This window comes from Leisingera sp. SA215, assembly GCF_055902035.1.
Genome location: NZ_JBVVXU010000001.1, coordinates 832,606 through 845,534 on the forward strand (window position 1 = coordinate 832,606; position 12,929 = coordinate 845,534).

The following is a 12,929-nucleotide window of genomic DNA, read 5'->3' on the forward strand; positions in this document are numbered from 1 at the left end:
GTCAGCGCCCCGGCACCGGCCCGGTCCAGCCCCCCCCCCCCCGCTGGACCGGGCTTATTTGTTTCCTGCAGGCAAGCCTCCGCCGCCATTCCGGTTTTTCCCACTTGACCTGCGCGTGCCCCATGTCATGAACACCGCATGAGCACGGCAAGATTGACAATCAACCTGGATGCGCTGGTCACCAACTGGCGGAATCTGGATGCGCTGACCGGCTGCGAAACCGCAGCCGTGGTCAAGGCGAATGGATACGGCCTGGATGCGGGCCGCGTCGGCAAGGCGCTGGCCAGGGCCGGTGCGCGCAATTTCTTTGTGGCGGCGGCCGAGGAAGGCGGCGCGCTGCGCCGTGCGCTGGGGCCCGGCCCCGGCATCTCGGTGTTTTCCGGCCATATGGAGGGCGACACCAAGCTGCTGAAGGATTTCCAGCTGACGCCGATGCTGAACTCGCTGGACCAGATGCTGCGCCACTTTGAAACACTGCCGGGGCATCCGTTCGGGGTGCAGCTGGACAGCGGCATGAACCGGCTGGGGATGGAGCACGGCGAATGGGCGGCCGTGGCCGAGATCGCCCTGGGCCAGAACCCGGTTCTGCTGATGTCGCATCTGGCCTGCGCCGATGAACCGGGCCACGCGATGAACGCCCGGCAGTTGCAGAGTTTCCGCGATATGACCGACGGGCTGGAGATCCCCCGCTCGCTGGCGGCGACCGGCGGCATGCTGCTGGGGCCGGATTATCATTTTGATCTCTGCCGCCCCGGTATCGGGATTTACGGCGGGCTGCCGTTCCAGGACGCGCTGCCGGTGGTGCAGCTGGACCTGCCGGTGATTCAACTGCGCGATCTGGAACCGGGCGAGACTGCCGGTTATGGCAACACCTGGACCGCCAAGCGCCCCAGCCGCATTGCCACGGTGGCCGCGGGCTATGCCGACGGCCTGCACCGGGCGATGGGCAATGGCGGCATCCAGGTCTTTGCAGGCCGCACCGCCTGCCCCGTCGTGGGCCGGATCTCGATGGATCTGATCACCGTGGATGTGACGGATCTGGCGGAGGTGCCGGAGACGCTGGCGATTCTCAATGAACAGCAGACCGTCGATACCCTGGCCGATGCGGCCGGCACTATCGGCTATGAGATCCTGACCGCAACCGGCCACCGCTACGCACGGACCTATCAGGGATGAACCCGGTGGCACTCCTGGCCCGGCTGGGCCGCACCGCGCTGGCGTCGCTGGCCGCGGTTGGCCGCGCGGCGCTGTTTGCGCTGCGGGCCTTCAGCCATATGGTCCGCCCGCCCTATTACCCGCGTGAATTCCTGCAGGCGCTGCTGAACATCGGCTGGCTGTCGCTGCCGGTTGTGGGGCTGACCGCGATTTTCACCGGCGGCGCGCTGGCGCTGCAGATCTATGCGGGCGGCGCCCGTTTCAACGCCGAAGCCGTGGTGCCGCAGATCGTTGCCATCGGCATGGTGCGCGAATTGGGCCCGGTGCTGGTCGGGCTGATGATTGCGGCGCGGGTGACGTCGTCGATTGCGGCGGAAATCGCCACCATGAAAGTGACCGAGCAGATCGACGCGCTGGTGACGCTGTCGACCCACCCGATGAAATACCTGGTCGCCCCCCGCGTGCTGGCGGCGCTGATCACCGTGCCGGTGCTGGTCGGTGTCGGCGACATCATCGGCATCATGGGCGGTTATACCGTGGCGGTGCAGAACCTCGGCTTCAACGCCGCGGCCTACCTGAAGAACACCGTCGACTTCCTGGAACCTCTGGACATCATCTCGTCGCTGACCAAAGGCGCCGCATTCGGCACCATTGCGGCGATGATGGGCTGCTATTACGGCATGCAATCGGGCCGCGGCGCGCAGGGCGTGGGCCGCGCCACCAAGGGTTCGGTCGAATCCGCTGCGGTGCTGATCCTGGCCGCCAATTTCGTTCTGACGGGGGTGTTTTTCTCGCTATGATCCGCATGGAAAACGTCCACAAGGCCTTTGGTGACAACGCGGTGCTGAACGGGCTGAACCTGGAAGTCCCCAAGGGCACATCGATGGTGATCATCGGCGGCTCCGGCACCGGCAAATCGGTGGCGCTGAAAAGCGTGCTGGGCCTGATCACGCCGGACAGCGGCGAGATCTATGTCGATGGCAGGCCGTCCGGATCCGGCGACCGCGACAAGTTCCTGGCGCGGTTCGGCATGCTGTTTCAGGGCGGCGCGCTGTTTGACAGCCTGCCGGTCTGGCAGAATGTGGCCTTCCGCCTGCTGCGCGGCGCGTTGAAGCGCCCGGCTGAGGAAGCGCGCGGGATCGCCATTGAAAAACTGCGCCGGGTGGGCCTGAAGGCGAATGTCGCCGACCTCCTGCCTGCGGAGCTGTCCGGCGGCATGCAGAAACGGGTGGGGCTGGCCCGGGCGATTGCAGCAGAGCCCGAGATCATCTTTTTCGACGAGCCGACGACGGGTCTGGACCCGATCATGTCCGGCGTCATCAACGACCTGATCCGCGAGATCGTGGTGGAGATGGGCGCCACCGCGATGACCATCACCCACGACATGTCCTCGGTCCGCGCAATTGCCGACAATGTGGCGATGCTGCACGGCGGGGTGATCCAGTGGACCGGCCCGGTGGCCGAGATGGACGCCTCGGGCGATCCCTACATGGAGCAATTCATCCACGGCCGCGCGGAGGGGCCGATCGAGGCGGTTCGGTGAGGCATGACCGAAGATTGTGTTCCTCTTTATGATCTTCTTGGGTCTGCGCAGAACCCGTATGCCGTTGCCAGCACCTGTATTCTGCTCGCTCTGCCCATAGCTGCAGGACTTGCATTGCTGGCTGAGGGGCCAGGCCTCGCCGCGTATTGCAGCCGGCATCGTGTCCGCGGTTCTGTGGGCAGTGCTGCTGGCGGCACATTGGATTTCACCGCAGTTCAGCAAGCAGCTGCTTCCGCAGAAGCTGAACACATTGGTGTTCATACTCCTGTTTCTTAGCACCATGATAGACTGGCTGGTCCAGGCATTCCGCAGCCGGCTGCGCCCATTGCTGAGCGATGCAACTGTATTCATGCTCCTAGCATCCCCTGCCTATCACCTTCAGTGCGATGTCCAGCGCAACGAAGAGTATCTGTGAAGACAGCATCGCAAAATCTGGCTGATCTACAGGATCTTCCGCCCTATTTCACCTTTGCCCAAATACTCCCGCCGGAGGCATCCAATACAAGGCCAGCGCCTGTCCGCGGGCGGAAGCGTAGCGCCCGCCCATGGGGGCGGACAGGCGCTGGCCGGGCCGCAATCGGCCCGGCTGCTGGATGTTCGCAGCGTTTTCCCCCTTTCAAATCCGGCGCGAAAGGCACAAGTCTTGGCGGAACTGCACAAACGAGCCGCCATGATCCTCCGCCTTCTCACCCTGTCGCTGCTGATCCTCTACCCCGTCGCCTGGTTTGCGCCGCTGATGCGGGCGGGGCTGCTGCCGATCTTCGGCCTCAGCGAGATTTCAGTGATTACGGGCCTGCAGAGCCTTTGGGGCAGTGACGCGGCGCTGGCGCTGATTGTCACCTTCTTTGCGATCTTTGCCCCCTACCTCAAGACCATCGGCCTGGCGCTGGTGCAGTGGAATCTCTTGGACACCAAGGTGCAGCCGGTGCTGCATGTGCTGGGCAAGCTGGCGATGGCCGACATTTTTCTGATCGCGCTTTACATCACGCTTGCCAAGGGAATCGGGCTGGGCACCATCGAAACCGCCTGGGGCCTGTATCTGTTCACCGCCTGCATTCTGGCCTCGCTGGCGTTGGGGCTGCTGACGGAACGCTCTGCAAAGATTGGGAAAACACCGGGGTGAAAGCTTGATCCGGCGCTGAACCGCTCCATTTTGTAGGGCCGAACACCTGTATCGCAGGGGTCCGGCACGCTGTACCCGATTGACGGGTGTCCCCCGCAGCCCGCCTGCCCTGCATCTGTTGCATTGCTGCTGGAGGGGGACCTATGTCCGGCGTTCAATCGATCCTGTTCACTGCCCAAACCGCCTTCATGCGGCTGACGTTCCTGCTGATCTGCGGCGGCGCTCTGGCGGCGCTGGCGGCCACCGGAATGTCGGCCGCGGGCCTCTGGCCCTGGCTGAGCCTGCAGGCCGGGATCGGCGCCGAAATCCATCCCCAGGCCGGGATGGCAGCGCAAATCATCCTGACGGCGCTGGCGGTGATGCTGGCCTTTTTCCTGCCTGCCAGCGGCCGCATCCTGGCGCTGGAGAATTCGCACCGGCGGTTTTCCCTGCAGATGGAGGATGTGCTGCAGGCCTACCAACTGGCCCATGCCGCCGACCGTGCCGGAAGCTTTACCCTGGCCTCCGAATTCGACGCGGTGAAGGAGCGGCTGGCCTTTCTGCGGTCGCACCCTGATCTGGCTGGGCTGGAGCCGCAGGTGCTGGAAGTGGCGTCGCAGATGAGCCAGGTCAGCCATGAGCTGGCAGAAACATATTCTGACGCCAAGGTCGCCCGCGCCCGGCTGTTTCTGCGGCAGCGCCAGGAGGAGCTGGAAACCTTCAAGGCGCGGCTGGAGGATGCCCGGATCATCATGCATGAGCTGCGCCAATGGACCCGCGATGTGGAGATCGAAGAAAGCATCGCCAAATCGCATCTGGGGCGGCTGCGCGGCGAGCTGTTCGAATTGCTGCCGGAACTGTCGGCGCAATTGCAGGGCCTGCCAGACGGGACCGATCCGCAACCCGGCAGCGTGGTGCCGATCCAGCCGCCCCGCCGCGCGGATTGATACCCGGAGCGCGCGGCAGAGTCTCGCGTCTGCCGCGGTAACCTGCCCCAGGGGCGTGTCCCGGTTCGCAGCCTCTTGAACAAAACGGAAACGTCTGCCACTGATCTGGCATGGCTAAAACATCTTTCTCCTGCTCGGCCTGCGGCGCGAGCTTTTCAAAATGGTCTGGCCGCTGCGAGGGCTGCGGCGAATGGAACACGATTTCCGAGGACAAGGGGCTGAGCTCCGGCCCCTCGAAAAAGTCGCTGGGCGTCAAGCGCGGGCGCACCATCCCGCTGACCGATCTGGCGACACGGGAAACCCCGCCGCCGCGCAGCTGCTGCGGCGTCGGAGAGCTGGACCGGGTGCTGGGCGGCGGGCTGGTGGCGGCCTCGGCCATTCTGGTGGGCGGCGATCCCGGCATCGGTAAATCCACGCTGCTGCTGCAGGCGGCAGCGCGGTTTGCCCAGTCCGGGGTCAAGACCATCTATGTCAGCGGCGAAGAGGCCTCGGCCCAGGTCAGAATGCGGGCGCAGCGGCTGGGGCTGGCGGATGCGCCGGTGCAGCTGGCGGCGGAGACCAACCTGCGCGATATCCTGACCACATTGGAAGCAGAGAGGCCGAAGCTGGCGATTATCGATTCCATCCAGACCATGTGGGCCGATCACGTGGACAGCGCGCCGGGGTCGGTCAGCCAGGTGCGCGCGGCGGCGCATGAGCTGACAACCTTTGCCAAGCGCAACGGGGTGTCGATCATCATGGTCGGCCATGTCACCAAGGACGGCCAGATCGCAGGTCCCCGGGTGGTCGAGCATATGGTCGACACGGTGCTGTATTTCGAAGGTGAGCGCGGCCATCAGTTCCGCATTCTGCGGGCGGTCAAAAACCGGTTCGGCCCGGCGGATGAGATCGGCGTGTTCGAGATGACCGGCGGCGGGCTGGCTGAAGTCATCAATCCTTCGGCGCTGTTCCTGTCCGAACGCGGCGAACCGTCGCCCGGGTCGGTGGTGTTTGCCGGCATCGAGGGTACCCGCCCGGTGCTGGTCGAAATGCAGGCGCTGATTGCGCCCTCGCCGCATTCGCAGCCGCGCCGGGCTGTTGTGGGCTGGGATTCATCCCGTCTGGCGATGATCCTGGCGGTTTTGGAAGCGCGCTGCGGCATTCCGTTTGCCGGATTGGATGTCTATCTGAACGTGGCGGGCGGCATGAAGATCTCGGAACCTGCGGCAGACCTTGCGGTGGCTGCGGCGCTGCTGAGTGCGCGCGAAGACGTGGCTTTGCCCGCCGATACGGTGATTTTCGGAGAAATTTCGCTATCCGGGGCGCTCCGGCCTGCCCCGCAGACCGAAAACCGGTTGAAAGAGGCGCAAAAACTTGGTTTCACGGCGGCAATTGCCCCTGGCGGCAGCAAAACCGTGCCGGTGACCGGCCTGAACTTGAGAAAGTCCGGCGATCTGGCCGGTTTTGTTGGCGAATTCTTCGGGGCCGGCTAAGGTCGCAAAAAATTTGATATCGCAGGCAAACGGGCGAGGGACATGGAAGGTTTCACAATCATCGACGGGGTCGTGGCCCTGGTCATCGTGGTATCGGCGCTGCTGGCCTATTCGCGCGGCCTGGTGCGCGAGGCGATGGCCATCGCAGGCTGGATCGCCGCGGGCGTGCTCGCCTTTATCTTTGCGCCGCAGGTCGAACCCCTGATGGCAGAGATCCCGGTGATCGGCGAATTCATCGCCGACAGCTGCGAATTGTCGATCATTGCGGCCTTTGCGGCCGTGTTTGCACTGGCGCTGATCGTGGTCTCGTTTTTCACGCCGCTGTTTTCCACCCTGGTGCAGCGCTCCGCGCTTGGCGGGCTGGATCAGGGCACGGGTTTCTTCTTTGGCGTCTTGCGCGGCATTCTTTTGGTGGCAATCGCCTTCTTCCTCTACAATGTGGTGATGACCGGGCAGAGCTTTACAATTGTTGACGAAAGCCGCTCGGCCGAAGTGTTCGAGCGCCTGATCGGCAAGATTGAGGAACGCAACCCGGAGCAGGCCTTGGGCTGGGTCACCACGCAATATGAAGCGCTGATCGGCTCCTGCGGCCAGTAATACCTAAGGGTTACCACCTTAAGCCAGAAACACGGGCGCCTGACGGGCGCCCGTTTTGCTTTGAATTCAAAGCGTTCACACAGTTATCCACAAGCAGCCGGGCCCGATGGTTAACGAGATAAATTTCGGTTAACGCTTTGTTAACCATATGGAATCACCTGCAGAGCGGCGAATATCCGGATCGTCAAACCTGCGGTAAATCTTAACAAATCCTCAGCCTGCCCCGTCAAAGGGTTAACAATCCGCCTGAAAACGCGGTTTTTGTCCCGAAAAAATCGCGCCATCCCGAAATGGGACGCAAGCCCGCCCCAATTTGGTCCCAATTCGGGGGCCTGATGGCTTCAACGGCAAAACGCCGGGCTAAGACGCTCAGAAGGGACACGAACATGCAGCTGGATCACACCACAGATTTCGCCGACTGCCAGCCGGTTGATGTGCTGCTGCTGACCAATCCCCTGCCGCAAAGCCCGAAGCCGGCTGCGAAACGCGCCCGTGTCCGCAGCGGCGGCTTTCTGCCTGCGACCCTGGTTGAGACCGAAGCAGGCTTTAAGCAGGCCCGCGACGTGAAACCCGGCGACATGGTGTTCACCTTTGACGGCGGTGCCCAGGAAGTGAAGGCGGTGCGCCACGCGGTGCCGCGCCTGACCACATGCCTGCATGTCCCGGCCGGTGCTTTGGGCAACGACACCGACCTGATGCTGCCTTCGGACCAGAAAGTGGCGCTGGAGATGGACACCGCCGAGCGCCTGTTCGGCCTGCCGGTTGTGGTCGCCAAGCTGATTGCGCTGACCGGCTACAAGGGCATTTCCGCCGCCGCGCCGGAACGCCTGGGCCGCATCCATTTCGAATTTGAAGAAGAAGAGCTGGTTTGGGCCGAAAGCGGCATGCTGATGCCCGCAGGCGATGTTGCTGAAGACTCGGCCTTTCATCAGCTGTCGCTGACCGAAACCCGCCAGGTTCTGGCCAGCGATGAAGGCCGTGCCCTGGCCGCAACCGGCATGGGCGGCACCGACGCCCGCCTGCCCAGCCCGCTGGACAACCTGCTGGACCGCATTCTGGCGGCCTGATCCCCGGCCCCGGAAACCAGCCATTCCTCCCTCCCCCCCTCGGCCCGCCACTGTGCGGGCCTTTTCTTTGGCAGACCGCCCCTTTGCAACGCGGGAGATCCGCCCCTGACATCTGCAACAGACGTGTCCGGAAATCCCCCAATGATTTCAGAACGTTTGTTCCGCCTGCAGGCGCGTTCGGGGAAGAAGTTGCCCGGAAAACAGTTGTGTGCCAGCATCGGACACAGGCGCAGAACGCACAACAGACCGCTTGGCGCCCGGTTCCAGGGAGGATTTAACGATGAACTTGCGGCCTGACCCCACATTTCATGCCACCCCCAAACTCGCCATGGAAGCCCCGGCCGAGACGCTGGCTTTCACCCTGATGCTCAGCCCCGATGGCTCGCAGCCCGATGGGCTGGCGGTTGTCGATGTGGATCCCGAGTCGGACAGCTACGGCGATATCGTGCATCAGCTGATGATGCCCAACAAAGGCGACGAATTTCATCATTTCGGCTGGAATGCCTGTTCGTCGGCCCTGTCGCCGCTGACGGGGCACGCGTTTCTGGAGCGGCGCTATTTGATTATTCCCGGCATCCGCTCCAGCCGGATCTATGTGATTGACGTGAAGGAGCCGCTGCAGGCGAAGATCCACAAGATCATCGAGCCGGAAGAGGTCTTTGCCAAGACCGGTTATTCCCGCCCGCATACCATTCACTGCGGGCCCGAGGGCATCTATGTCTCGACCCTGGGCGGCGGCGGCAAAGATGGCACCGACGGGCCGCCGGGCATCTTCATCATGGATTGCGAAACCTTCGAGATCCTGGGCCGCTACGAGATGGACCGCGGCAAGCAGGACAAGCATTATGACTTCTGGTGGAACCTGCCGCGCGATTACATGGTCAGCTCGGAATGGGGGCTGCCGCCGCAGTTCGAGAACGGCATCGTGGCCGAGGATCTGCTGAGCAACAAATACGGCCATTCGATCCATTTCTGGAACCTGCGCCAGCGCAAGAACGTGCAGACCATCGACCTGGGCGAAAACCACCAGATGGCGCTGGAGATCCGGCCCGCGCATGACCCCTCCAAGGACTATGGTTTTTGCGGCGTGGTGGTGGATACCACCAACCTGCAGGGCGCGATCTTTACCTGGTGGCAGAAGGATGACGGCACCTTCGAGGCCAGGAAAACCCTCACCATCGACCCGCGCCCGGAGAAGCCGGAAAACCTGCCGCCGCTGCTGCAGGGATTCGCGGCGGTGCCGCCATTGGTCACCGACATCGACCTGAGCCTGGACGACAAATACCTGTATGTGGCCTGCTGGGGGCTGGGGGAAATGCATCAGTATGATGTTTCCGACCCGATGAAGCCCAAGCTGGCGGGCAAGGTTGAACTGGGCGGGATTGCCCGCAGCGCCAAGCACCCCAACGGCAAGGATTTTGCCTATGGCCCGCAGATGGTCGAGATCAGCCGCGACGGCAAGCGGGTCTATTGGACCAACTCGCTCTATTCCACTTGGGACGACCAGTTCTATCCGGGCGGCGAAGGCGGCCAGATGGTGATGGCCAAGGTGGGCGAAAACGGCGGGCTGGAACTGGACAAGGATTTCTTTGTCGAGTTTCCCAAAGGCTACCGCAGCCACCAGATCCGGCTGGAAGGGGGCGACTGCTCCACCGACAGTTTCTGCTATCCCTCCGTCTGACGGGTGGCGGAACTCTCAACGGCGGCGCTGTGGTGGGCCGTTGTTGCGTCGGGGATCTATCACGGGGTGAATCCGGGGATGGGCTGGCCGCTGGCGGTCTCCTCGGCGCTGATGGAGCGGCGCAGGACCAGCCTGCTGAAGGCGCTGCTGGCGCTGGCCTTGGGCCATCTGCTGGCCATGGCTGCGATCCTGCTGCCGTTTTCGGCATTGCTGCGGCTGACGGAGTGGCATGCGGAAATCCGCATCGGTGCGGCTTGCCTGGTGATTGCGCTGGGGGTGTATCTGCTGATCAACCGCCGTCATCCGCGCTTTCTGGCGCGGGTGCCGCCGTCGCGGCTGGCGCTGTGGTCGTTCCTTGCCGCAATGGCGCATGGCGCCGGGCTGATGCTGGTGCCGGTCTATCTGGGCCTTTGCGGCCCGGACCAAGGCGCAGGCCACGCCGCCGCCTCTACGCTGATGGGGCGCACTGCCGGCATCGCCGTAACTGTGGCGCTGGCCCATACTCTTGCGATGACCGCAGCCGGCGGGGTGCTGGCGCTTGGCGTTTATCATTGGCTGGGGCTGAAGTTCCTGTCAAAGAGCTGGTTCAACCTGGATCTGGTCTGGGCGCTGAGCCTTGTTCTGGTGGGCGTTGTTTCGCTGCTGACGCTGCATTGATGCGGCCGCCCGGAGCATCCTGCCCCACCCCCGTTGCCGCGGTGCGGCATCGGATATGTGATCCTGTGATGACAGCCGCGGCGAAAGGCACTATGTGAGGGCCGGAACAGGAAACGGATTCGGAGCCACACCGCCTTGCTGCTGCAGACGCTGCCCGCCTGCCCTTGCGGACCTGACCTGACGCGCTGCGCGCCGGGTGCCGGCGGCGCATCCGGCGCTCAGGCTCAGGCCGGCTTGCCGGTACGGTCCTTTGGCGCGGCCCGGTCAGCCGGATTGGCGCGCAGCAGGCATAATGCGCTAGACTGCCATCCGAGCCGCTTCCATCAGCAACCGAACAGCAAAGCCTAAGTGGGATTGGAGCCAGCCAATGTGCGGGATTTTGGGGATCGCAAGCCGGGACACGGATGTCTTTGCGGAGATTTATGACGGGCTCTTGATGCTGCAGCACCGCGGCCAGGACGCCTCGGGGATTGTGACCTACACCGGCGAGTTCTTCCGCGAGCGCAAGGAAAACGGTCTGGTCAAGGATGTGTTCGGCCCGCAGGATGCCGACACCCTGACCGGCAAGACCGGCATCGGCCATGTCCGCTATCCCACCGCGGGTTCGCTGAGTGCGGCCGAAGCGCAGCCGTTTTTTGTGAACGCGCCCTATGGCATCTATCTGGTGCACAACGGCAATATCACCAATACCGCCGAGCAGCGCGAGAAGGTGACCGGCAAATACAGCCGCCATCTGCGCACCACCTCGGATTCCGAAATCATGCTGAACGTGCTGGCCGACAAGGTGGCTGACGCGATCAAGGTCAATGGCAATGCCGAGCCGGTCCGCAACATCTTTGCCGGTGTGAAGATGACGATGGAGCGGATCCAGGGCGCCTATTCGGTGCTGTGCATGATCGCCGGTGTCGGCATGCTGGCGTTCCGCGACCCCAACGGCATCCGCCCGCTGTCCGTGGGCAAGCGCCCGGCGGAAAGCGGCGGCGAGGACTTCTGCTTTGCCTCTGAAGATGTGGCGTTCGGCATCAACGGCTTTGAAAAGCTCCGCGATGTGAAGCCGGGCGAGGCCATTCTGATTGATCTGGACGGCAATATGCATACCTTCCAGGCGGTCGAGGGCAAGCTGACCCCCTGCATTTTTGAGTATGTCTACCTGGCGCGGCCCGATTCCATGATGGACGGCGTATCGGTCTACAAGACCCAGCTGCGCATGGGCCAGGCGCTGGCCAAGCAGATCCAGGACGCAGGGCTGGAGATCGACAGCATCATCCCGGTGCCTGATTCGGCCCGCCCGGTGGCGCTGGAAGTCGCCAATTCCACCGGCATCCGGTACCGCGAAGGGCTGGTGAAGAACCGTTATGTCGGCCGGACCTTTATCATGCCGGGCCAGGCCGAGCGGCAGAAATCGGTGCGCCGCAAGCTGAACGCGATCCCGCTGGAGTTCAAGGACCGCAACGTGCTGCTGATCGACGATTCCATCGTGCGCGGCAACACGATTAAAAAGATCGTGCAGATGTGCCGCGATGCGGGCGCCAAGAAGGTCTATATCGCCTCTGCCTCGCCGCCGGTGAAATACCCGAACGTCTATGGCATCGACATGCCGACCAAGCATGAGCTGATCGCAAACGGCCTGTCTGTCGAGGAAATCCGCGAGGAGCTGGGGGCTGACGCGCTGTTCTATCAGAAGCTCGAAGACCTGATCTGGGCGGCGCAGGAAGGCAACCCGGACATCCAGGGCTTTGACTGCTCCTGCTTTGACGGCAACTATGTCACCGGCGTCACCGCCGAATATCTGGACGCGCTCGAAGGCAGCAGCCGGGTCAGCGCCAAGATCCAGGACATGCCGGCCCCCGGCGCCTCCTGGAACGCTTCGAAACTGGCCACCGGCTGAGGCTGGCGCCCCCGCGATCCATGGGGGTTTGATATTCCGGCTGCATCCGCGTATGAGAGCCGCCAACAGTGCATGGGGAGGCGCTGGCCGTGACGGCCCGCGCCTTTTCCTATGCTTTCAGATGAAAGGCCGCCTTTTGGACGCGCATCTTGCCCGCATGCTGATCTCCCCGCGCCAGTGCCGCTGCTGCGGCGCCACATTTGCGCAATTGCTGAGCCTCAGCTGCGACCGGCCCGATATCTGCTCCGAGGACATGGAGGTGGAGGACAACTCTGCCGTCCTGGCCACCCGCGGGGACATCCTGACGGATGATTTCTGCCGCCTCGGCGAGCTGCGCTTTATCCGCGCGGTGCTGGCGGTGCCGTTGGCAAACAGCCGTGGCGAGGAGTTCATCCTGGGCACCTGGGCCAGCCTCAGCCGCGATGATTTCGACGCCTATCTCGACCTCTTCGAGATGCGCGAGACGGAAAAGCTGGGCGACCGCCCGGCCTGGCTGGCCAATGCGATCCCGCCGGATATGGCGGTGCCTGCAGGCTGCATGCTGGAGATGCGCCCCGGCGGTGAGTATCCTGAGCTGAAGGTCACCGAGCAGAACCACCCGCTCTATCCGCTGCAAAAGGACGGCGCCGAGCTGGAGGAGCTTCTGGAGTTGCTCTATGCCTATGGCCACGACCTGCCGTCGCTGGTTTATGACGCCTGAGCGGGTGCCGGGGCAGCCGGTCTCGCGGTCCCGTTGCGGCCGTCCGCGGCTTCCCGCCGATACAGGTGCCGCCGCATCGGATGCGGCTTGATACGCAGCCTGCGGCAGCCCAGATACGTC

General features: G+C 63.5%; 13 protein-coding genes. All 13 read left to right on the plus strand.

Annotated features, from left to right (window positions below; translation table 11 throughout):
• The first annotated feature begins 138 nt into the window (after positions 1-138).
• The 13 genes from alr to AC0KW6_RS04055 all read left to right on the plus strand — a co-directional run bounded on the left by alr (position 139) and on the right by AC0KW6_RS04055 (position 12,809).
• Positions 139-1,176 carry an alanine racemase gene (alr, locus tag AC0KW6_RS03995; RefSeq protein WP_474034149.1) on the plus strand — a complete coding sequence of 346 codons (1,038 nt, stop codon included), beginning with the start codon at positions 139-141 and terminating at the stop codon, positions 1,174-1,176.
• On the plus strand, positions 1,173-1,955 hold the full coding sequence (locus tag AC0KW6_RS04000; protein WP_323780379.1) for an MlaE family ABC transporter permease: 783 nt from the start codon (positions 1,173-1,175) through the stop codon (positions 1,953-1,955). The genes alr and AC0KW6_RS04000 overlap by 4 nt, the downstream gene beginning before the upstream one ends.
• The gene (locus AC0KW6_RS04005; RefSeq protein ID WP_323780383.1) at positions 1,952-2,698 is read left to right on the plus strand and encodes an ABC transporter ATP-binding protein; all 747 of its coding nucleotides are present in this window, start codon (positions 1,952-1,954) and stop codon (positions 2,696-2,698) included. Before AC0KW6_RS04000 ends, AC0KW6_RS04005 begins: the two co-directional genes overlap by 4 nt.
• 160 nt (positions 2,699-2,858) lie before the next feature.
• Complete coding sequence (locus AC0KW6_RS04010; protein ID WP_474034150.1) at positions 2,859-3,113, plus strand: hypothetical protein; 255 nt, start codon at positions 2,859-2,861, stop codon at positions 3,111-3,113.
• A gap of 255 nt (positions 3,114-3,368) precedes the next feature.
• Positions 3,369-3,821 carry a paraquat-inducible protein A gene (locus tag AC0KW6_RS04015; RefSeq protein WP_323784062.1) on the plus strand — a complete coding sequence of 151 codons (453 nt, stop codon included), beginning with the start codon at positions 3,369-3,371 and terminating at the stop codon, positions 3,819-3,821.
• 143 nt (positions 3,822-3,964) lie between these two features.
• Entirely contained in the window at positions 3,965-4,747 is a 783-nt protein-coding gene (locus tag AC0KW6_RS04020) for a DNA repair protein (RefSeq protein ID WP_474034151.1), read from the plus strand.
• Between the two features lie 110 nt (positions 4,748-4,857).
• Positions 4,858-6,219, plus strand: a complete 1,362-nt coding sequence (gene radA, locus AC0KW6_RS04025; protein WP_474034152.1) for a DNA repair protein RadA — start codon at positions 4,858-4,860, stop codon at positions 6,217-6,219.
• A 42-nt stretch (positions 6,220-6,261) separates the two neighbouring features.
• Positions 6,262-6,816 (plus strand): CvpA family protein, encoded by a 555-nt coding sequence (locus AC0KW6_RS04030; RefSeq protein WP_323784068.1) that lies wholly within the window; start codon positions 6,262-6,264, stop codon positions 6,814-6,816.
• A 386-nt stretch (positions 6,817-7,202) separates the two neighbouring features.
• The gene (locus AC0KW6_RS04035; RefSeq protein WP_474034153.1) at positions 7,203-7,883 is read left to right on the plus strand and encodes a Hint domain-containing protein; all 681 of its coding nucleotides are present in this window, start codon (positions 7,203-7,205) and stop codon (positions 7,881-7,883) included.
• A gap of 280 nt (positions 7,884-8,163) precedes the next feature.
• Positions 8,164-9,564, plus strand: coding sequence for a selenium-binding protein SBP56-related protein (locus AC0KW6_RS04040; protein ID WP_323783467.1), 1,401 nt, complete (start codon positions 8,164-8,166; stop codon positions 9,562-9,564).
• Positions 9,565-9,567: 3 nt separating this feature from the next.
• A complete protein-coding gene (locus AC0KW6_RS04045; protein ID WP_474034154.1) occupies positions 9,568-10,221 on the plus strand; it encodes a hypothetical protein in 654 nt (217 codons plus the stop codon).
• A 367-nt stretch (positions 10,222-10,588) separates the two neighbouring features.
• Positions 10,589-12,109 carry an amidophosphoribosyltransferase gene (purF, locus tag AC0KW6_RS04050; RefSeq protein WP_474034155.1) on the plus strand — a complete coding sequence of 507 codons (1,521 nt, stop codon included), beginning with the start codon at positions 10,589-10,591 and terminating at the stop codon, positions 12,107-12,109.
• A gap of 157 nt (positions 12,110-12,266) precedes the next feature.
• A complete protein-coding gene (locus AC0KW6_RS04055) occupies positions 12,267-12,809 on the plus strand; it encodes a DUF2199 domain-containing protein (RefSeq protein WP_323783471.1) in 543 nt (180 codons plus the stop codon).
• Positions 12,810-12,929 lie beyond the last annotated feature (120 nt).